The 17,904-nt window shown below is 59.7% G+C and carries 18 protein-coding genes; 8 read left to right on the forward strand and 10 right to left on the reverse strand.

Translation table 11 applies throughout. The features are described 5' to 3' along the window. Positions 1 to 45: 45 nt before the first annotated feature. A complete protein-coding gene (locus tag CRD18_RS08000; RefSeq protein WP_070595852.1) occupies positions 46 to 573 on the reverse strand; it encodes an HPP family protein in 528 nt (175 codons plus the stop codon). A gap of 164 nt (positions 574 to 737) precedes the next feature. Between CRD18_RS08000 and CRD18_RS08005 the strand changes: the two genes are divergently transcribed. Both CRD18_RS08005 and CRD18_RS08010 read left to right on the forward strand, forming a co-directional pair. Beyond that, complete coding sequence (locus tag CRD18_RS08005; RefSeq protein WP_005510922.1) at positions 738 to 1,031, forward strand: RNA-binding S4 domain-containing protein; 294 nt, start codon at positions 738 to 740, stop codon at positions 1,029 to 1,031. Positions 1,032 to 1,034: 3 nt separating this feature from the next. Continuing rightward, on the forward strand, positions 1,035 to 1,916 hold the full coding sequence (locus tag CRD18_RS08010; protein ID WP_147766061.1) for a VOC family protein: 882 nt from the start codon (positions 1,035 to 1,037) through the stop codon (positions 1,914 to 1,916). A 3-nt stretch (positions 1,917 to 1,919) separates the two neighbouring features. Here CRD18_RS08010 and CRD18_RS08015 read toward each other — a convergent pair whose 3' ends face one another. From CRD18_RS08015 to CRD18_RS08025, 3 genes are all read right to left on the reverse strand, one after another. Next, a complete protein-coding gene (locus CRD18_RS08015; RefSeq protein ID WP_070652688.1) occupies positions 1,920 to 2,684 on the reverse strand; it encodes an NYN domain-containing protein in 765 nt (254 codons plus the stop codon). A gap of 119 nt (positions 2,685 to 2,803) precedes the next feature. Next, positions 2,804 to 3,988, reverse strand: a complete 1,185-nt coding sequence (locus tag CRD18_RS08020) for an isocitrate/isopropylmalate dehydrogenase family protein (protein ID WP_070652689.1) — start codon at positions 3,986 to 3,988, stop codon at positions 2,804 to 2,806. A 44-nt stretch (positions 3,989 to 4,032) separates the two neighbouring features. Then, positions 4,033 to 4,587, reverse strand: coding sequence for a neocarzinostatin apoprotein domain-containing protein (locus CRD18_RS08025; RefSeq protein ID WP_016421806.1), 555 nt, complete (start codon positions 4,585 to 4,587; stop codon positions 4,033 to 4,035). Between the two features lie 203 nt (positions 4,588 to 4,790). Between CRD18_RS08025 and CRD18_RS08030 the strand changes: the two genes are divergently transcribed. From CRD18_RS08030 to CRD18_RS08045, 4 genes are read left to right on the forward strand one after another with little or no spacing between them, the layout of a single operon-like run. After that, the gene (locus CRD18_RS08030) at positions 4,791 to 5,846 is read left to right on the forward strand and encodes a hemin ABC transporter substrate-binding protein (protein WP_070652690.1); all 1,056 of its coding nucleotides are present in this window, start codon (positions 4,791 to 4,793) and stop codon (positions 5,844 to 5,846) included. 11 nt (positions 5,847 to 5,857) lie between these two features. Further along, entirely contained in the window at positions 5,858 to 6,937 is a 1,080-nt protein-coding gene (locus tag CRD18_RS08035; RefSeq protein WP_070652691.1) for an iron ABC transporter permease, read from the forward strand. Then, positions 6,937 to 7,761, forward strand: coding sequence for a heme ABC transporter ATP-binding protein (locus CRD18_RS08040; protein ID WP_083310794.1), 825 nt, complete (start codon positions 6,937 to 6,939; stop codon positions 7,759 to 7,761). The genes CRD18_RS08035 and CRD18_RS08040 overlap by 1 nt, the downstream gene beginning before the upstream one ends. Beyond that, positions 7,754 to 8,440, forward strand: coding sequence for a heme oxygenase (biliverdin-producing) (locus tag CRD18_RS08045; protein WP_070652692.1), 687 nt, complete (start codon positions 7,754 to 7,756; stop codon positions 8,438 to 8,440). The genes CRD18_RS08040 and CRD18_RS08045 overlap by 8 nt, the downstream gene beginning before the upstream one ends. A 55-nt stretch (positions 8,441 to 8,495) precedes the next feature. Here the strand turns inward: CRD18_RS08045 and CRD18_RS11135 are convergent, their stop codons facing one another. The 4 genes from CRD18_RS11135 to CRD18_RS08065 all read right to left on the reverse strand — a co-directional run bounded on the left by CRD18_RS11135 (position 8,496) and on the right by CRD18_RS08065 (position 13,431). Continuing rightward, positions 8,496 to 8,969 carry a hypothetical protein gene (locus CRD18_RS11135; protein WP_242458691.1) on the reverse strand — a complete coding sequence of 158 codons (474 nt, stop codon included), beginning with the start codon at positions 8,967 to 8,969 and terminating at the stop codon, positions 8,496 to 8,498. A 645-nt stretch (positions 8,970 to 9,614) separates the two neighbouring features. Next, entirely contained in the window at positions 9,615 to 11,378 is a 1,764-nt protein-coding gene (locus CRD18_RS08055) for a phospho-sugar mutase (protein ID WP_070439292.1), read from the reverse strand. 10 nt (positions 11,379 to 11,388) lie between these two features. Further along, on the reverse strand, positions 11,389 to 12,039 hold the full coding sequence (deoC, locus tag CRD18_RS08060) for a deoxyribose-phosphate aldolase (protein WP_016421813.1): 651 nt from the start codon (positions 12,037 to 12,039) through the stop codon (positions 11,389 to 11,391). Positions 12,040 to 12,144: 105 nt separating this feature from the next. Then, positions 12,145 to 13,431: a thymidine phosphorylase gene (locus CRD18_RS08065; protein WP_070549373.1), complete on the reverse strand. Its 1,287-nt coding sequence runs from the start codon at positions 13,429 to 13,431 to the stop codon at positions 12,145 to 12,147. Positions 13,432 to 13,600: 169 nt separating this feature from the next. On the opposite strand from CRD18_RS08065, the gene CRD18_RS08070 reads away from it, so the two are divergent. Together CRD18_RS08070 and CRD18_RS08075 are read left to right on the forward strand one after the other, a co-directional pair. Continuing rightward, positions 13,601 to 14,020: a cytidine deaminase gene (locus tag CRD18_RS08070; RefSeq protein WP_049189792.1), complete on the forward strand. Its 420-nt coding sequence runs from the start codon at positions 13,601 to 13,603 to the stop codon at positions 14,018 to 14,020. Between the two features lie 45 nt (positions 14,021 to 14,065). Continuing rightward, the gene (locus CRD18_RS08075) at positions 14,066 to 15,283 is read left to right on the forward strand and encodes a NupC/NupG family nucleoside CNT transporter (protein WP_048732023.1); all 1,218 of its coding nucleotides are present in this window, start codon (positions 14,066 to 14,068) and stop codon (positions 15,281 to 15,283) included. Between the two features lie 35 nt (positions 15,284 to 15,318). Here CRD18_RS08075 and CRD18_RS08080 read toward each other — a convergent pair whose 3' ends face one another. Then, positions 15,319 to 16,512: a YihY/virulence factor BrkB family protein gene (locus CRD18_RS08080; protein ID WP_242458692.1), complete on the reverse strand. Its 1,194-nt coding sequence runs from the start codon at positions 16,510 to 16,512 to the stop codon at positions 15,319 to 15,321. Between the two features lie 143 nt (positions 16,513 to 16,655). Then, positions 16,656 to 17,657, reverse strand: coding sequence for a sugar-binding transcriptional regulator (locus CRD18_RS08085; protein ID WP_049172610.1), 1,002 nt, complete (start codon positions 17,655 to 17,657; stop codon positions 16,656 to 16,658). Between the last annotated feature and the right edge of the window lie 247 nt (positions 17,658 to 17,904).

The following is a 17,904-nucleotide window of genomic DNA, read 5'->3' on the forward strand; positions in this document are numbered from 1 at the left end:
CCACTGATAGCCGTATTTAGCCGGAGTGCGTGACTGCGAATTCACCTACCACCAGTAGGTGGGATACCGAAGGCCGCGCAGTCGATTTGCGAGGATGCCAAGCACCACGATCATGATCGACGAAGCGAAAATGAAGCCTATGAAGCGGAAGTCGTTGGCAAGCCCATGGCCGTGTGGCATTAGCACGGTGACCATAGCGGTAGCGGTGGCAGGGGAGTGAGCCGCGCGAGCAAGAAGCATGAGCGCGAAGGCAACGCCGGCGGCAACCGCTGCAGCAATGATGGTCGAACCCAACATGTGCAGAATTGCGATGCCAGTCGTGCAGCCGATGAGGTGTCCGACCACCACATTTCGTGGCTGAGCCAGAGGCAAGTTGGGCGCACCGACGATAAGTGCCATGGCAGCGCCAATAGGGGGCAAAAATAGCAGGTCAGAGACAGAAGTTGAGATGAGTGCCAGGGTCATCAGCGGCAGGCTCACGGCTACCGAGGCGGCGATAATATGGCGCAGCGGAGGGCGGGGTGGCGCTTCGCTGGCAATCCGGAGCCACTTCGGGGACCGTGAATTAGACATGAGAACGATGTTAGGGTGTGCTGCCTCATCCGCGTCGCGGTTCGAGGTTTTTATCGAAACAGAAGTTTAAATGGGGTGGCGCCCAGGTCTCCCAAGCCTCCAAACCCGAACCAGACCCGAACCAAACTCCGACCATTTTCACCGGGTATGACACACTTAAGGACATGGAGCCTATCGATGTCGCAATCCGGGACGAGTCTATCCGTCTCGGGCAATTCCTGAAGTTGGCAAACCTGGTGGAAACGGGCGGTCTGGCCAAGGAACTCATTGCCGAGGGCCAGGTCAGCGTGAACGGTGAGGTCGACACTCGCCGTGGCAAGGTGCTGCGTCCAGGGGACGTCGTCTCTGTTGCCGGTATGTCGGCACGCGTGGCCACCGCCGATGAAGTCGATGATGACTACTTTGATGAGGCCACCGCCGACGATGACTTTGATCCTGAAAAGTGGAGGAACTTGTAACTCATGCCCGCATTTCCCGCCGAATTTGGCATGCCCCTGCGCGTAGACCTGCTCTCCGCCGCACCGCGTAAGACCGAGCGCTTCTACCGCGGCGTTCTCGGGTGGGCTTATCGCAATACCGCGCCAATCCATGAGGATGCCCGCGAGGCATCCGCTGGTCGCCGCGTTGCCATGCTGTCCGGAATGCCGGTGTCGGTGCTGCTTGAGGCCGATAAGGACGCTGAGGATGCCTTCGTCAACCAGTGGCGCGTGAACTTCCATGTCGACTCCGCCACTGGTGCCGTCGAGAAGGCGCGCGAGCTTGGCGCTGAGGTCTTCCAGGAACCGACCCCGCTTGTCGACGGATCCACGATGGCCGTCGTTTCCGACCCCGCCGGTGGCCTCATTGGACTTTTGGAACAGCCGGGTGAGCAGGCCTTCATTGCAGCGGGCGAGCCCGGCACCCCGGTGTGGTTCGAGCTGGTCGCAGGCCCGGAGGAGACCTTTGAGCAGGTCGCGGACTTCTACCACAACTTCTTTGGCTGGGAAATCGCAGTGCGCAACAAGAACGAGCACGGCACTTTCGCAGTTGCGATGGAAGACGGGGCGCCGTTCGCTGGCTTGGTAGCCAGCTCGGTTGCTGCACAGACCGATGCGGCAGATAAGAGCTTCGTTGGCTGGCTGGCCTACCTTGGCGTGGAGAACATCGACACCGCTGTCGCCAAGGCTGAGGAACTGGGCGGTTCCGTGCTCGTTGCCCCGCAGGCTACCGAGTTCGGCCCGCTGGCAACCGTGCAGGATCCGTGTGGTGCGGCAGTTGTACTCTGCGAGGTGCCGCTGCCACCGGAGGAGGACATCCGCGAGTCCGACCCGCTGGAAGGCATTGACCTCAACCAGTTCCAGTAGGGGCTAGAGCTCTTCTTCGTCGTCCTCAGGGTCCTGTTTTCCGGTGTAGTTAACGTGTAAAGGATCGTCTTCGTTTTTGGGTGGTTTGCTTACGCACTCGCGAATGCCATCAATGTGTTCGCTAAGGCTATCGGTAATCGGGGCCCACATCGGGTCGAGAATGAAATCTATCCCAGATCTGCGGGCATGTTTGGCTGCAGGGACGAAATCACTGTCGCCCGAAATCATGATGATTTGATTTACATGTCGTTGTTCAGCAAGAGAAGCGATGTCGAGACCGATTCGCATGTCCACTCCTTTCTGAGAAATATCAAGGGTGAAATCATTTTCGGTCAGCTGTGAAACATCGATAGTGCCACGGCAAAGCTTCTTGAGCGGAGCCTCTTTTAGGGTGTACCCACCTTGAGTTTCAAGAGGCTCTCCTCTTCTAATCGCAACCTTTCGTTTTTTAGCCAATGCAGCGAAGAAGTCATTGGTCCAGGTAAAAAGTTCACTTTTACCAAGGTTGACTTGCTGCTGGAGCAATGGGTGATAAACAACCCGCTGTGACGGTGGGCAGTCGTAGTAAAAGATTCGGTACAGTCCAGCGCGCGATTCACGTATATGGCGATGGCAGTACTTGACCAGTTCATCAGCGCGATCCTCTGCGGTCTTATGACCAAACAGTGTTGCCGCACGTTTGCGGTAAAAGCCACCATCAACAAGCACTGCTGTAGTGATCTCGCGTAAAGGCACAGCTCGCGCAGCACTATATCTGTTTCTACTCATATTTCTTGGCCCTCCCCCTATGAGTAATCCCAGTCATCGGCGCTCTCCTTATCGGCGGAGGGTCAACGGCTGGGATTGATAGCAACCACTTTAATTGCGCTTCGTAATCGAGTCAATGCCTACAACCCCAGCTCCGCCCGCACTGCAGTCACAAACTCGCTGGTAGTCGCGGTGCCGCCGAGGTCTGGCGTCGGCGCGGTGCACTTGGCGGCGAAGACGGCCTCGCGCAGCTTGGCTGCGGGCGCAAGTTCCGAGGTCGGATGCCCAAGGTGCTCCGCGCACATTGCCGCAGAGAGCAAAAACGCAGCCGGGTTGGCGATGCCGCGCCCGGCAATGTCCGGTGCCGAACCGTGCACCGGCTCGAAAACCGCAAAGTCGTCGCCAACATTCGCCGATGCCGCCAGCCCCAGCCCGCCAATCAAACCGGCACCGATGTCACTGAGAATGTCGCCGATGAGGTTTTCCGCGATGATGACATCAAAGCGCGCCGGGTCGGTCACCAGCTGCATTGCCACGGCATCCGCATTGGCAAAATCGAATGCGACCTGCGAATACTCCTCCGCCACTTCTTCAACTGCCCCGCGAATCACACGCGCAGAGTCCCGCAGGATATTCGGCTTGTCCGCCACCGTCACCGTCGGCGTGGCCTCCGAATCGGGGTTTGCCGCCTGGCGCGCGAGAGCCAACTTGGCCGCCTGTCGCGCAAGGCGGTGCCACGCAAAGGACGTCGTCACGCGCAAAGAAATCGCAACGTCGCCACGCTTATCGACGGCGCGAGCCACCGTCGAGTCCTCCGCCACCTCTGCCCACAGGTGGTGGTGCGGGGAGTCGGTCGGGGTGTCGTAAGGCGGGAGGAGATAGTCGTGACTGTAGAGACCCTCGGTGTTTTCGCGGACAATGGTGAAGTCGACAGCCGCGCCGGGCAGGGTGACCGGGCGGATGTTGGCGAAGAGGTCGAGGCGCTGGCGCAGCTGGAGAACAGGGGAGCGGTAGGTCAGGCCGGTATCGCGCAGATGCGGTGCTAGTTCTTCCTCAGCCTCGCGAGCGGGCTTGGAGGTAATCGCCGCGAGCAGAGCGGCGTCGCTGCGTCCGAGTGTTTCCCAAGTTTCCTGCGGGACGGGATTGCCGTGCGCGCACCACTGGGACCAGCCAATTTGTGCCTCTGTCAGCTCCCAGTGCGGGAAGACATCGGCGATGAGTCCTCGGCAGGCATCGGTGATTTCGGGGCCGATGCCGTCGCCGGGCAGGAGTGTGATGCGGCGCGGTGCCGCTTCTAAAGCAGTCGCAGGCTGGTCGGTTTCCATGGCTCTTAGCCTAGGACTGCGACGCCTGCGCGTGTGCGGTTTGGCTACTTTGCGAAAGTAACCGGGATCTCGGTGATGTCCTCGAAGCCCTCGCTGTGGTCACCGAAGAGCTTCAGCACGCAGTCCTGCTGGGTGCAGTCCACGGCCTCGCCGGTGGGGACGACGCTGAGCTCGAAGTGTGCGGTGTTGTCGTCGGCGATGGTGGTGGTGCCGCCGGACTTCTTGGTAATCCACTGCTGCGACTGGGTGCCGGCACTGCGGTCACCGGTGCAGTCCGGGACGGGGTTGCCTGGAGCCTTCTCGGCGGCGCAGAGTGCGGCGTAGTAGCCGTAGTCGGGGTCGAGACCAGACAGGTCGACGGAGATGACATCGCCCTCGGAGAGGTCGTTGACCGGCTCGGCCTCCATGGTTACTTCGCCGGCGCTGGCGTCGGTGTCGGTTTCTTGATCTGCAGCCGAGCTGGTGGTTTCCGAGGCGTTGGCAGCATCCTGCGCGGCATCGGACGCGTCATCTGCGCCACAGGCGGCGAGAAGTGGAAGTGCGGCGACGGCCGGAATAGCCAGGAAAGCCGCGCGACGCTGGAGTGTACGAGTAGTCATAGGAGGTAACGTCCTTCCGAAAAACTGTAGAAATTACTATCTTTATTTAAGGGTAGGCTAACCTAGAACTAAAAGATAGCCTAAGATTCTTTGGGTGAGTAGAGCAAAGTCCTTTCTAAGCTCTTTGTTACTAGTGTTAGTCGTTATTTAGTCATTCTTTTTGTCGTCTATCTCCGTGCAGCGTCAGCTCACAGAGGGGGAATATGTTCACCGTGCCTGCCTGTCGCGTTCGCAGTCTTGCCGGAACACTGCTGAGTGTTGTCCTAGTCGCAGGACTAGTCGCCTGTGGTTCCGATGATGCCGCGAGGGAGGGGGCATCGTCGTCAAGCGCTGGCGTGACGACGGTTCCGCGCGCCGACAACATTTCCGCTCACGGTGCCGCGCATGCGAACCTGCCTTCGGAAAACCCCGAAGTGCTGCTGAAAGACCCGAAACCGGCGGCGGACAAGGACTACCAGCGTATTCTCACGCTTGACCGGGCGGGAGCACTCAGTCGTGCGGTCTACACGCTTGGCCTCGGAGACCGTCTGGTGGGGCGCGACTCCACCTCCGATTTCCCGGCGGTAAAGGATTTGCCGAACCTCACCATCGGCGGGCATGCAGTCAATGCTGAGTCGGTGATGAAGCTAAAGCCGGAGCTCATCATTACCGATGGCACGATTGGCCCTAGCCGTGTCTTCGACACGTTTGAAAAAGCGGGGATCACCGTCGTCCATGTGTCGGACGAGCGCACTCCCGAGACGATCAACACGCTTATCGACGAAGTCGCGGGCGCAGTCGGCCTGGCTGACCAAGTTGGCCCGGTGAAGGAGCACCTGGACAAGGAGCTGGCGGCTGCGACCGAGTACGCGCAGGCCAAGGCCGATGGCCGCAAGATGATGATTCTGTATGTGCGCGGAACCGGTGTGGCCATGATTGCGGGACCGGATTCTGGTGGGCGTTCTCTGATCACTCGTCTCGGCGGTGTTGATGCCGGTGAGGGCGTGGGTATTGAGGGTGCGTTCACGCCGATTACTCCGGAGTCCCTGATTGCTGCGGCTCCAGACACCATCCTGGTTATGTCTGGTGGCCTGGAGTCCGTCGGCGGGATTGAAGGCTTGAAGGAAATCCCGGGTATCGCACAGACCCCGGCGGGCCAGAATGAGTCCGTTGTGGACGTGCCCGATTCGCAGCTGCTGTCCTTTGACTCGCAGTCGCCGCGTGCGATTCGCGCCATTGCGGATGCTCTCTACGGTGCTGACAAGACTGCGGGGAAGTGACTGGCTGAGCAATGCAGACAACCGCGAACAAAACTAGTCCGTTCAGACAGGTGGCCGTTTTCATTGGACTCGCCCTAGCGCTGGTGCTGGCAATAGGTTGGTCGGCCTCCGTGGGGCAGTTCGGCGCCACCATCGGCGAATCACTGAGCTCAATGGTGAGGCTAGTGTTCAATGGCGGTCTCGGTGACACGCCAGAGCCCATCGATACTGTGCTGTGGCAAGTGCGATTGCCGCGCATCGCGCTGGCCTGCCTCGTTGGTGCGGGACTAGCCCTCGCGGGTGTGGCGCTGCAAGCGGTGTTCGGCAACCCGCTTGCCGAACCCGGCCTCATCGGCGTTTCCTCCGGCGCCGCCGTCGGTGCTGCCACCGCCACAGTTTTGGGCACCGCCGCCGGGCTTTTCGGAGTGCTCGGCGGAGTGTTGAGTGTCTTCGCCAGCAGCTGGGCCATTGCGGTCTCAGCTTTTATCGGTGGTGCGGTGGCCACGGCTATTGTGGCCGCCAATGCGCACGGTGGCCGCGATATCGCCCGAATCATTCTGGTCGGTGTGGCTGTGAACTCTATCTGCGGTGGTCTGGTGTCGCTCCTGACATTCGTAGCCTCCACGGCTGCCCGCGACCGCATTGTGTTCTGGCAGATGGGCTCGTTTGCCAGTGCCACCTGGACGCAGGTTGTCATTATTACGTTGGTGACAGTTCCGGCCGTGATTGCCATGTGGGTCAGCTACCGCAAGCTGGACATTCTGAGTCTTGGTGAAGCGCAAGCCCGCCACCTGGGTATTAACGTCGTCACGCTGCGTCGCGCCATCATTTTTGGCACGTCCCTGGTCGTGGCGGCTGGAGTGGCATTTTCCGGCATCATCGTCTTCATCGGCCTGGTCGTGCCGCACGCTGCACGACTGCTGCTGGGACCAGCGCATCGCACGCTGATTCCCGCATGCATCCTCGGCGGCGCGCTGGCCACAACGCTGGCCGACCTCGCGGCCCGCACCATGATCACCGGTGCGGACCTGCCGCTGGGAATGCTCACCTCGATTGTCGGTGGCCCACTGTTCTTCTGGCTGCTCCTGCGTTCGAAGAGGGCGGTGCACTAATGGAAATTCACTCTGGCCTGGGTATTTCTGCCGAAAATGTCAGCATCACCCTGGGTGGTCACCGCATCCTCAACGATATTTCCGTGGTCGCCGAGCCCGGAAAAGTCACCGCGCTGGTCGGCCCGAATGGTGCTGGAAAGTCGACACTGCTCGCAGCGCTTTCTGGCGACCATGAGCTCAGCGGCGGCAACGTCCGGATTGGCGAGCACTCCATTGCCGAGCTCTCCATCGCCGACCTGGCCCGCTACCGCGCCGTCCTGGTACAGAGCCAAGAACTGTCCGTGCCATTCACCAGCCGTGAAGTCATCGACTTCGGACGCAACCCCTGGGGCTGCCCGAACGAGGAGCTGCTCGCGGAAGTGATCACTGAATGCGACGTCGCGCACCTCCTTGACCGGGAAGTCCCGACCCTCTCCGGCGGCGAGCGCGCCCGCGTCCACAGCGCCCGCGTGTTCTACCAGGACACTCCCGTCGTGCTTCTCGACGAACCGACCGCGGCCCTGGACCTCCACCACGCCGAAAAAATCATGGGAATGATGCGCGCCCGCGCGGCGGCGGGCAAAGCCGTGGTCGTGGTCCTGCACGATTTGTCCGCCGCAGCGGCGTATGCCGATCACGTTGTGGTGGTGGCGCAGGGGCGCGTCGTAAAGCAAGGCCCGCCTGCGGAAACCCTGGATGCACAGACCGTCAGCGAAGTCTACGGCATCGGTGTGGAAGTGCTTCAGGACTCCGCGGGCAACCCCGTGCTGGTGCCTCAGCGTGCGGGCCACAATCTCTCACCCCAGTCTCCGAACCTCACAGAGAAAGAAGAAAATCATGGTTGAAAACACGATTAAAGAAGGTGACAAGCAGGCTGCTCAGCCCCTGGCAGAGCGACTCAAAGTGGAGACTGCGGGTGTCCACAGTGAAGCGGAAAACTCCGACTTCATGTCGAGACTGCTGGCGGGTGAACTGGACGCGCAGGCGGCCATCGATTTAACTGGTCAGCTCTACTTTGTTTACGAAGCGTTGGAGCAGGCAGTGCGGTCCACTGCGGAGTCGCCGCAGGTCAGCGCGGTCTACGATGCGCAGCTGGAGCGCCTGGAGGCTCTGGAGGCCGACCTTGAGCATTTGGTGGGGCCTGGATGGCGGGAAAAGATCTCGCCTGTGGAGGCGACAAAGAACTACGTGGCCGAGCTTCGTGAAATCGAAAGCAACGGCAACGCCAACGCCGCATTGGCGCACCATTACGTTCGCTACTTGGGTGATCTTTCTGGTGGTCAGGTAATTGCGTCCATGCTGGCCAAGCACTACGGCATCGGTGCGGAGGGAACCCGATTCTATGACTTCTCCGCTATCGGAAAAATTAAGCCCTACCGCGACGGCTACCGACGGAGTCTGTCTGAGCTGGGCATTTCGGATGCCGATAAAGATGCCGTGGTCGACGAGGCGAAGAAGGCATTTCGTCTCAACCGAGCGATCTTCCATGACCTAGCTGGTGGTCTGGACGACGCAGTGGCGTAGGTTGCGGCGGAGGGCGCGGACTGGAGTGTTGCGACTGTGGCTGTGGGGGTGTGCATTAGCCGATGTACACCACTGCGTTACGGCCGCCCGTGCACTTGATGTTGCCGCCAGCAGGACGGCACCACATGTTGTAGGTCAGGCCAGTCGTTGGGCTGTAGGCCGTGATGGTGCCGGATTCCGCACCAGTGGAATTGCGGTAGCGGACGTAGGCGCTGTGTACATTTCGAACGAACGGATCGCTCGTTGAGGACGTGCCCTTCCATGCGCTGGAGAGGTTGCCGCCAGCCAGGCCCGATGAGCGAGACGAGCCCGAATTACCGGATGAGCCACTCGAATCTTGAACAACCACGGTCTCAGTCTGTGTGACCGGTGGGTTGGGCTGGCTCGAAGCATCGGCAGCGGCCTGTGTAGTGGCAGCCGTCTGTGTGTCGGCCGCAGTTACCGAGTCATCTTTACTCAGGGTGACATAAAGTACCGCGCCAACCAGGCCCAGCAGGACCACGACCAGCACTGAAATGAGCGCAATCATTGCGCCGGAAGTACCTGATCTTTGCTGCGGATACGCCGGGGCTGTGTAAGCGAAAGTTGGTGCCGGCTGCGCAGCGAATTGGGGCTGCGGCTGTGGTTGGGGTTGAGGTGCCTGGTTCGGGTACACGGGGCCGAAAGAACCGGTGGAAGGATTCGAATTGTAGTTGGGGTCTGAGCTGGGGAACTCGTTATGCGACATGCTGGACGTACCAATCACGAGGAGGAAGTGTTCCCCCTGTGATGAGCCCAACCCGCGTAGCGAATGGTGTTCCATCCCCTGGGGACACGGTTAACGGCTTTTATTGTATTACTGGGAAAACTGTAAAGCATGTTAGGAGACGCATGTTGTCCGCAAAATGCGGCAAGGACGGGTTTAGCTAGACCCGAAATGAGGTGGTGAGCTTCAAATGAGGTTGTGACCATCGAGAAACTGCCTAAGTTTATGTCAGTTTCGGCACTAATTTCTGCTTGTTTTTGTCATAAACCTAGTCAGTAACTTGTGAGCCGGCCCAAGACTCCGGGCTGCATATGTGAAACTGGGGCGCGCGTGAAACCCCACGGCCATTTTTCGGCCGTTTCGTTCATGCGCACCCCAGTTTGTTGCGAGGTGTAGCTGGTAGCTGCCTATTGGTTAGCTGCTTAGTGGCTACATCCCCAGGATTTCCTTGAGTTCGGCCTTAATCTGGTCGAGCCGCTCGGCCGCGGCCACGTGCGGAATCGCGGCCGAAGCGACCGGCAGCACGACTTCCAGGTAGCACTTCAGCTTCGGTTCCGTGCCGGAAGGCCGGGCAATGACGCGGTCGTTGGCCTCGGTGAGGATGAGAATGCCGTCAGTAGGCGGGATGTGATAGCTCTCGCCCTTGGCGTCGACCATGTCTAGGCCATCATTCATGTCCGTGACCTGCGTGACCTTCGCTCCGGCCAGCTGTGCAGGCGGGTTGGCGCGCAGAGTGTCCATGCCCTTGGTAATCAGCGACCGGTCCTCGACACGGAAGGTCAACGGGGCGGTCTTGTAGAGACCGTGGGCACGGGCAACATCATCCAGCAGGTCCTGGATGCCAAGACCCTGGCCCTTCAGTCGCGCCACCGCGTCGGCGACACGCACCGCCGCAGATACGCCGTCTTTGTCTCGCACGACTGCCGGGTCAGTGCAGTAGCCAATGGCCTCCTCGTAGCCGAAGACGAGCCCGTCCACACCAGCAATCCACTTAAAGCCGGTCAGTGTAGCGCGATAATTCAGTCCGTGACCTGCGGCAATCTTGCCCAGCAGGCGCGAGGACACAATCGAGTTAGCCATTGTGGCCGGAAACTCTGCGCCCTCATCATTGGTCACGGTCGCAATCCCACGGGCCTCGGCATCCGCAGCGATGACTTCACCCAGAAACGCACCGATGTCATCGCCGGAGAGCTGTCGCCAGCCGCCATCGACGCCGCTGTCCGGAATAGCTACCGAGCAGCGGTCCGCATCCGGATCAGCCGCGATGATGACATCCGCGTCTTCAGCACGTGCCAGCTCAAACGCAAGATCCAGCGCCCCGGCTTCCTCCGGGTTCGGGAACGATACCGTCGGGAACTCCGGATCCGGCGCGAACTGCTTCTCAACCACGCTGACATTCGAGAAACCTGCCGCGTTCAGTGTGCGCACGATGGTCTCGCCACCGACACCATGCATCGGGGTGAGAACAATCTTCGCTGCCTGCTTCTCTTCGCTTGACGACGTCGTTGCGAGCGCAGCCGCCCGTTTCACATAGGCGTCCAGTAGTTCAGGACCAACCTGCTCGACGGCATCGAAGTCACGCGGAACCTCATCAGCTGGTGGAGCAGCGGCAATGGCGTCCGCAATTTGCTTGTCATGGGGCGCGATAATCTGGACGCCTCGGCGGGAATCAGACTCCACCGCGCGGCCACCGAGGTAAACCTTGTAACCGTTGTCCTTCGGCGGATTGTGGCTGGCTGTGACCATAATGCCGGCATCGGCATTGAGGTGGCGTACGGCAAAGGCGGTCACCGGTGTGGGCAGCTGCTGCGGCAGGGCCAGGGCCTTGCCACCGGCTGCGGCGACAACCGCGGCGGCATCGCGGTGAAAATCAGCGGAGCCGTGGCGGGCATCGCAACCAATGACCACGGTGAAGTCATCGCCGACAATGTTCTTCAGATGCGCAACCAGGCCAGCGGTGGCACGGATGACCGTGGCACGGTTCATGCGAGACTGACCAGCGGCAACGACACCGCGAAGACCTGCAGTGCCGAATTCGAGTGGCCCGGCGAAACGGCTTTCCAGCTCGGCAATCGCATCGGGGTTGGCGGCCTTGGCTTCGTCGTAAAGCGAGGAGAGCTCAGCGGCGGTGGCCGAGTCCGGATCGTGGGCGATCCAATCGGTGATGGTGGCTTGTAGCTGTTCGGAGAGCATCGGGGTTAGCCTACTTCAGACCGTCGAGGACAGCGGCGGAGGAAGAAAGGCCCAGGCGAGAGGCGCCAGCGGCGATCATTTCCTCAGCGGCAGCGGCATCGCGGATACCGCCAGAGGCTTTGACTCCAAGGCGGTCGCCCACGGTTTCGCGCATGAGTTTCACGGCGTGAGCGGAAGCGCCACCAGCTGGGTGGAAACCTGTGGAGGTCTTGACGAAGTCTGCGCCTGCGGACTCGGAGGCCTTGCAAGCTGCGATGATTTCCTCATCGGTCAGGGCGGCCGACTCGATGATGACCTTCAGAACCTTGCCCGGAATGGCATCGCGAACAGTCTTGATTTCGGCCTCAAGGTCGTCGAAGCGGTGCTCCTTGGCGAAGGCGATGTTGATGACCATGTCAATCTCTTCGGCACCATCGACCACGGCGCGGGCGGCCTCGGTGGCTTTGACCTCGGCCTTCACCGCACCGGAGGGGAAGCCTACGACAGTGGCGATGTGCAGGCCCTCAGGCACCTCGACTGGGAGCTGCGAGGGGGAGATGCAGATGGAGTAGGTGCCGAGCTTGGCGGCCTCGGCGATAAGAGCCTTGACCTGGTCAGAGGTGGCTTCTGGCTTGAGCAGGGTGTGGTCAATCATCTTGGCAACATCAGCGCGGGAAGTCATGGGAGAAATCAAGTCCTTTCGGAAATTTGGGAGAGAGCGTCAAAGTAGGGAGATGGCGGGCTCGGGGCGGGGAAGTGGCGCCGGCGCGAGCCCGTCAGAAATTTTCTAGGACACGCGATCGAGGATAATCTCGCGCTCGGCTGTCGGCGCGGTGTCGCCGATTTCAATGCCCGGCTCGATGGACTCGAGAGCGCGCTCGAACTTATCCGGAGTTTCAGTGTGCAGCGTGAGCAGCTTCTGACCCTTGACCACCTTGTCTCCCGGCTTGGCGAAAATCTCAATACCGGCAGTGGCCTGCACCGGATCATCCTTACGAGCACGTCCTGCGCCCAAGCGCCAGGAACCAACGCCGAGAGCCAGTGCATCCAGCTTGGTCAGGTAACCGTCAGCCTGCGCAACCACATCGTGCGTGTGAGGTGCCACCGGCAACGCGGCATCCGGATCGCCGCCCTGAGCGCGGATCATCTTCTTCCACGAATCCATTGCGCGGCCGTCCTTCAGAGCCTGCTCCACGTCAGCATCGTGTACGCCGGCCAGCTCCAGCATGTTTCGGGCCAGCTCACAGGTCAGCTCCACGACGTCCGTGGGGCCACCGCCAGCGAGAACCTCCACCGATTCGCGGACCTCGAGGGCGTTGCCGATGGTCAGGCCCAGCGGAGTGGACATGTCCGTTAACAGTGCGCGGGTATTCACGCCCGCGTCGTTGCCCAGGTCAACCATGGTGCGGGCCAGTTCGCGGGCCTGATTCAGATCCTTCATGAAAGCGCCTGAACCGACCTTGACATCCAGCACCAAGCTGGAGGTGCCCTCCGCAATCTTCTTGGACATGATCGACGAGGCAATCAGCGGAATGCAGTCCACCGTCGAGGTGATGTCACGCAGCGCGTAAATCTTCTTATCCGCAGGTGCCAGACCCGCACCGGCTGCTGCGACGACCGCGCCGGAATCCTCCAGGATCTGCATCAAGCGGTCATTCGGAACATCAGCCTGCCAGCCAGGAATGGATTCCAGCTTGTCCAGGGTGCCGCCGGTGTGGCCGAGGCCGCGGCCGGACAGCTGCGGGACGGCCACGCCGTAGGAGGACACCAGTGGGCCCAGCGGCAGCGTGATCTTGTCACCGACACCACCGGTGGAGTGCTTGTCCGTGGTGGGCTTGCTCAGCGATGCGAAGCTCATGGTCTCGCCCGAGTCAATCATCGCCTGAGTCCAATCCACAATTTCGCGACGGTTCATGCCGCGGATAAAGATGGCCATGTTCAGCGCCGCCATCTGTTCATCGCCCACGACGCCGCGAGTGTAGGCGTCAATGACCCAGGAAATCTCTTCCGGACTGAGTTCACCGCCATCACGCTTTACCTTGATGACGTCAACTACATCGAACTTTTCAGCCATTGTTCGCTCCTTTTATAGGCGATTGTGCTTAGCGATATTGGTCTTGTGAACTCTGCTGATTCCGATTATCATCAGCACTAGAACAAATGTCAATAGTTAACTTTCCATTTGTACCCACATAAGTATGTTTGCATAAACACCTCGCACAGGCTCGGGGAGGGAGAGCACAATGTCCCACATCTCAGACGAAGAACTACTGGCTAAGGCCTACGCAGCCACGGAAAACTCGTACGTCCCCTATTCAGGTTTTCCGGTCGGTGCCGCACTTCTGCTTGACGACGGCACGGTGGTCACAGGCTGCAACGTGGAAAATGCGTCCTATGGGTTGACCAACTGCGCAGAGCGCACAGCCGTGTTCCGCATGGTCGCGGAGCACGGCGGCAACCATAAGATTGCGGCCTGTGCCATTGTCGGGCGAAAGGCGGCACCGTGCCACCCCTGTGGTGCCTGTCGGCAGGTCCTGCACGAATTTGGGTGCAAGCGTGTCATTGTGGAATCCGAGCGCCCGGAAAATGGTGGTTTAGGCGCTCCGGCCAGCATCGACTTCGAAAAAATTCTCCCTTACGCCTTTGGTCCCGAGGACCTGTAGGCATCATCACCACAGCCTCTTTTATCAAGAAAGAAGACCTTAGTCATGGATAGACTGCAAGGCTTACTGGGCATCATCCTCGTCATCGGATTTGCCATTGCTATCTCAAAGAACAGGAAAGCCATTAACTGGCGCACGCTCGGCGTTGGCCTGCTGCTGCAAGCGGTGTTCGCGCTGGTAGTGCTGAAGTGGGAACCCGGCTTCCAGGCGTTGAAGAGCGTCGCCGGTGCCATTGAGAAGATGATCGACTTTACAAATGAGGGCACCTCATTTGTCTTCGGTAATCTTTTCGACGGCACGGGGAAAAACTTCGTCTTCGTGCTCAACGTGCTGCCAGTGATCATCTTCCTGGGCGCAGTCCTCGGTGCCCTCTACTACCTGCGGGTAGTGCAGTACTTCGTTGAGTATGTCGGGTCCGCACTGAAGTTCATTATGGGAACCTCGAAGGTAGAGTCCGTCTTCGCTTCCACGGTGATTTTCCTCGGGCAGTCGGAGGCTCCGCTCGTCGTTAAGCCGTATATTCCGAAACTGACCAAGTCGGAGCTGTTCGCATGTATGTCGGGCGGTTTTGCTTCGGTGGCCGGATCGACGTTGATTGGTTACTCCCTGCTCGGTGCGCCATTGGAGTACCTGCTGGCGGCATCGGTAATGAACGCGCCGGGCTCGCTGCTGATTGCGAAGACTTTCTGGCCGGAGACGGAGGAATCCGATCTGGATGCGTCGGTGAAGGATGTCCGCGACACTGAGTCGAAGAACGTCATTGACGCGCTAGGATCGGGTGCGTTGGCCGGCGGTCGTATCGCTGTGGTTGTGGCATGTCTGTTGATTGCGTTCATCGCTGTGATTGCGATGCTGTCGGCCATGATTGGCGGCATCGGCGGCTGGTTCGGTCAGGAAAACTGGTCACTGGAGGGGCTGTTCGGCCTAATCTTCGCGCCGATTGCCTGGTTGATTGGTGTGCCGTGGGAGAACGCAGGGCTGGTCGGTAGCTTCATTGGTGAGAAGACGATTCTGAACGAGTTCGTCGGCTACACCTCGTTCTCGGAGCACGTCGACTCGCTGGATCCGAAGTCCATCATGTTGGCGACCTTCGCCCTGGCTGGCTTCGCCAACCTGTCTTCCATTGCAATTCAGATCGGTTCCTTCGGTGCGCTATCGCCGGAGCGTCGCGGTGAGATTGCCAAGAACGGTCCGCTGGCGCTGATTGCGGGTCTGTGCACCAACCTGCTCAACGCTGCAATTGTGGGTGTGATTGCGCTATAGCTAGGTGCTTGCTGTGTGGTTAGTTACTGGCCCTGCTAGTCGATCTTCTGGAATGGATCGGTAGCAGGGTCAGTCTCAGCAGCGGGCTGCGAGGAAAAATCTTCAGTTGCTTCTGCTGGCATTTTATCCAGGCGGTCGGGTTCCTCAGTTCGGAATTCGGCCGCCTGCTTTTCTAGATTCTGATGGATTTTCTGCTCGCCCTCGGCGGCCGCGGTAGCTCGGGGTGGAAGCTGGATGTATCGCTCTGCGGGCAGGCCGGCGCGCAGTTGGCGCATCCTCTCAACCTCGGCATCCAGCTTGAAGCCGAAGACCACGACGACATTAATGCCCCAAAGTGCAGTCATGAGAGCAATGACGGCACCCATGGCGCCGTAGGGGTTTGAAGCCGCAAAGTTGAACAGGTAAAGCTGCAATGCCTTGCCAATACCCAGCGAGCTGATAATTGCCAGTGCCGAACCGGTACTGAGCCAGCGGAATTTGCGCATGCGCACATTCGGTGTGAAGTAGTACAGCGAGCCAATCAGAATCATCGACATGACGATAATGACCGGCCAGCGCAGCCAACTCCAGACGGAGATGCAGAAGTCAATGACCTGTCGCGTGGTCGATTCAATACCCAACGGGCGGGCAACCGGTTCGACGATGGTGATAACTAGCTGGTCATTGACAACAATCGCAATGAGCAGTACCACCGTGCCAATGAGCAGCAATAGCGTAATGGCGACCATGAGCAGGTGGTAGCGAATAAGCGTGCGGCCTTCGGATACGCCATAGATGGAGTTACCCGTGCGCGAAAATGCGCGCGTGTAGGCCGACGACGAAATCAGCGCAAAGACAATACCGATAGTCAGTGCGACGAGACCGCCCGTGGCGGAGCCGATAATCGTTGAGATGACATTGCGAATCGGTTCGGCATACTCAGCTGGAATGTAGCTGCGGATGAAATCCTCGGTCAGTCGGTTGAGGTCATCGGTGTAACCGGACAACATCAGCGTGGCAATTGAGTAAATCGCAAGCAGTGCGGGTGCGAAGGTTAGCACCGTGTAGTAAGTCAACTTCGCGGCGGCGTCGAAACCGAGCTCCAAGAAAAACTCGATACCCGCACGCTTGAGAGCGTAGAGCGCTCCTTTCCACCCCACGGGTGGCAACTTCTTCGCGGACTGAGCAAAAGATGCGTCCGCCGACTCGTAGGCCTGGAGTGTGTGCTTGATCTGCTGTGCTGGTGACACCTAAAGAATCGTCCTCTCCGACCGGACAGCGGCTGCAACATATATGCGGACATCTGCGCTCGCTTAAGTCTATCGGTCGAAGAGGGCAGAGACGCTTCTCGGGCCCGGGTGTCAGTTCTTTGTACTGATGCGTCCCGAGACAGCTAATCCGTGGCAGAGGGAGGGGTGGAGCTAGTGGGTGAGTCTGGCGAGCCCGGTGAGTCCGATGAGTCGAGCGAAAGTAGGCGCTCGGCGGTGGCATCGTCAATGACCAAGTGAGTGGCCAACTTTGTTCGAAGGGCCACATCGATAGCCTCGGCCTTGTGTGCGCCACCGGCCACAAGTACCCGAGTGGGGATCCGGCGCAGGTCAGAGAGGCTGATACCTACCGTGCGGGCATCGACCTCTGGCAGCGCAATGCCACCGTCCGGGCGGTAGAAGCGTGAGCAGGCATCGCCCACTGCGCGCTCCACGAGTAAGTCCTTTTCGGTTGCCGACAGCTGCCCCAAGTTCAAGGCCAGTGAATCATGGTCGACTGCGCCGACAGTGAAAACGGCAATGTCCACCGTCCGGCCAAGCGCCAATACGCTGGCGATGAACCGATCCTGTTCCACGATGCGCTTGGTCTCGACCGAATCGAAAATCACCGGCAGCGGCAATGTGCGGGCATAGGCATGGAAAGCGTGGCAGAACCCGCCAATAGTGCGGATGTCATTCGTCGACTTATCGGAATGACTCATTCCGCCCTTGAGCTGCACAATTTCCACGCCCGAGACATCCTTGGACTTCAGTTGCGTGGATACGGAGTACATGGTCTTACCCCACGAAACACCGAGAAGGGTACCGTCGACCACCAGCTCGTCGAGAAGCTCGGCGCCCACACGCCCCAACTCGCGGAGCAAGACCGCGTTGCCAGCGCGTGCCGGTTGCGCCAGGCGCACATCGTTGAGCTGGTAGCGATCCCGCATCTGCGTCGCGGTCTCTGAGGCTTCCTCGCGCGGGTCGTGGATTTCAATGCGCACGTAACCGCGCTCACGGCCAAGGTTGAGCAGTTTAGAGACCGTTGGGCGGGAAACCCCGAGTTCGGTTGCAACCTGAGACTGTGTGAGCCCCTCGCCGTAATAGAGCTTGACGGCGGTGAGTGCTTGGATGTCGCGGGTGTCCACAGCGGCCTCCTCCAGCAAGAGCACTTAGTAAGCGCACTTGTAACAGGAACCTCGCTTGATTGGGACCCTGCCCGACTTGGTCATCGGGAAAGCGTGCGCCTCACCTGTGATTTTAGTTCTACGTTTGCAAAAACAAAAAGTCAGCTTTTGCATTTGTAGTAAACGGTGAGGCGTTTGCTGTCCCCGGAGGCTGCGGAAGGCATCGGAGAGCCCGGAAAGCATCGGAGGATAAGGCAGCGCAGGTTGG

This window comes from Corynebacterium sp. LK31 (assembly GCF_014335015.1).
GTDB lineage: Bacteria > Actinomycetota > Actinomycetes > Mycobacteriales > Mycobacteriaceae > Corynebacterium > Corynebacterium jeikeium_D.

Excerpts from the sequence above, each read along its gene's own strand:
- CRD18_RS08025 (WP_016421806.1), bottom strand. The coding sequence starts at position 4,587 with ATGACTACTCGTACACTCCAGCGTCGCGCGGCTTTCCTGGCTATTCCG.
- deoC (WP_016421813.1), bottom strand. The coding sequence starts at position 12,039 with ATGACTTCCCGCGCTGATGTTGCCAAGATGATTGACCACACCCTGCTC.
- CRD18_RS08010 (WP_147766061.1), top strand. The coding sequence starts at position 1,035 with ATGCCCGCATTTCCCGCCGAATTTGGCATGCCCCTGCGCGTAGACCTG.
- CRD18_RS11135 (WP_242458691.1), bottom strand. The coding sequence starts at position 8,969 with ATGATTGCGCTCATTTCAGTGCTGGTCGTGGTCCTGCTGGGCCTGGTT.
- CRD18_RS08065 (WP_070549373.1), bottom strand. The coding sequence starts at position 13,431 with ATGGCTGAAAAGTTCGATGTAGTTGACGTCATCAAGGTAAAGCGTGAT.
- CRD18_RS08000 (WP_070595852.1), bottom strand. The coding sequence starts at position 573 with ATGTCTAATTCACGGTCCCCGAAGTGGCTCCGGATTGCCAGCGAAGCG.
- CRD18_RS08045 (WP_070652692.1), top strand. The coding sequence starts at position 7,754 with ATGGTTGAAAACACGATTAAAGAAGGTGACAAGCAGGCTGCTCAGCCC.
- CRD18_RS08040 (WP_083310794.1), top strand. The coding sequence starts at position 6,937 with ATGGAAATTCACTCTGGCCTGGGTATTTCTGCCGAAAATGTCAGCATC.
- CRD18_RS08055 (WP_070439292.1), bottom strand. The coding sequence starts at position 11,378 with ATGCTCTCCGAACAGCTACAAGCCACCATCACCGATTGGATCGCCCAC.
- CRD18_RS08015 (WP_070652688.1), bottom strand. The coding sequence starts at position 2,684 with ATGAGTAGAAACAGATATAGTGCTGCGCGAGCTGTGCCTTTACGCGAG.
- CRD18_RS08030 (WP_070652690.1), top strand. The coding sequence starts at position 4,791 with ATGTTCACCGTGCCTGCCTGTCGCGTTCGCAGTCTTGCCGGAACACTG.
- CRD18_RS08075 (WP_048732023.1), top strand. The coding sequence starts at position 14,066 with ATGGATAGACTGCAAGGCTTACTGGGCATCATCCTCGTCATCGGATTT.
- CRD18_RS08005 (WP_005510922.1), top strand. The coding sequence starts at position 738 with ATGGAGCCTATCGATGTCGCAATCCGGGACGAGTCTATCCGTCTCGGG.
- CRD18_RS08070 (WP_049189792.1), top strand. The coding sequence starts at position 13,601 with ATGTCCCACATCTCAGACGAAGAACTACTGGCTAAGGCCTACGCAGCC.
- CRD18_RS08035 (WP_070652691.1), top strand. The coding sequence starts at position 5,858 with ATGCAGACAACCGCGAACAAAACTAGTCCGTTCAGACAGGTGGCCGTT.
- CRD18_RS08020 (WP_070652689.1), bottom strand. The coding sequence starts at position 3,988 with ATGGAAACCGACCAGCCTGCGACTGCTTTAGAAGCGGCACCGCGCCGC.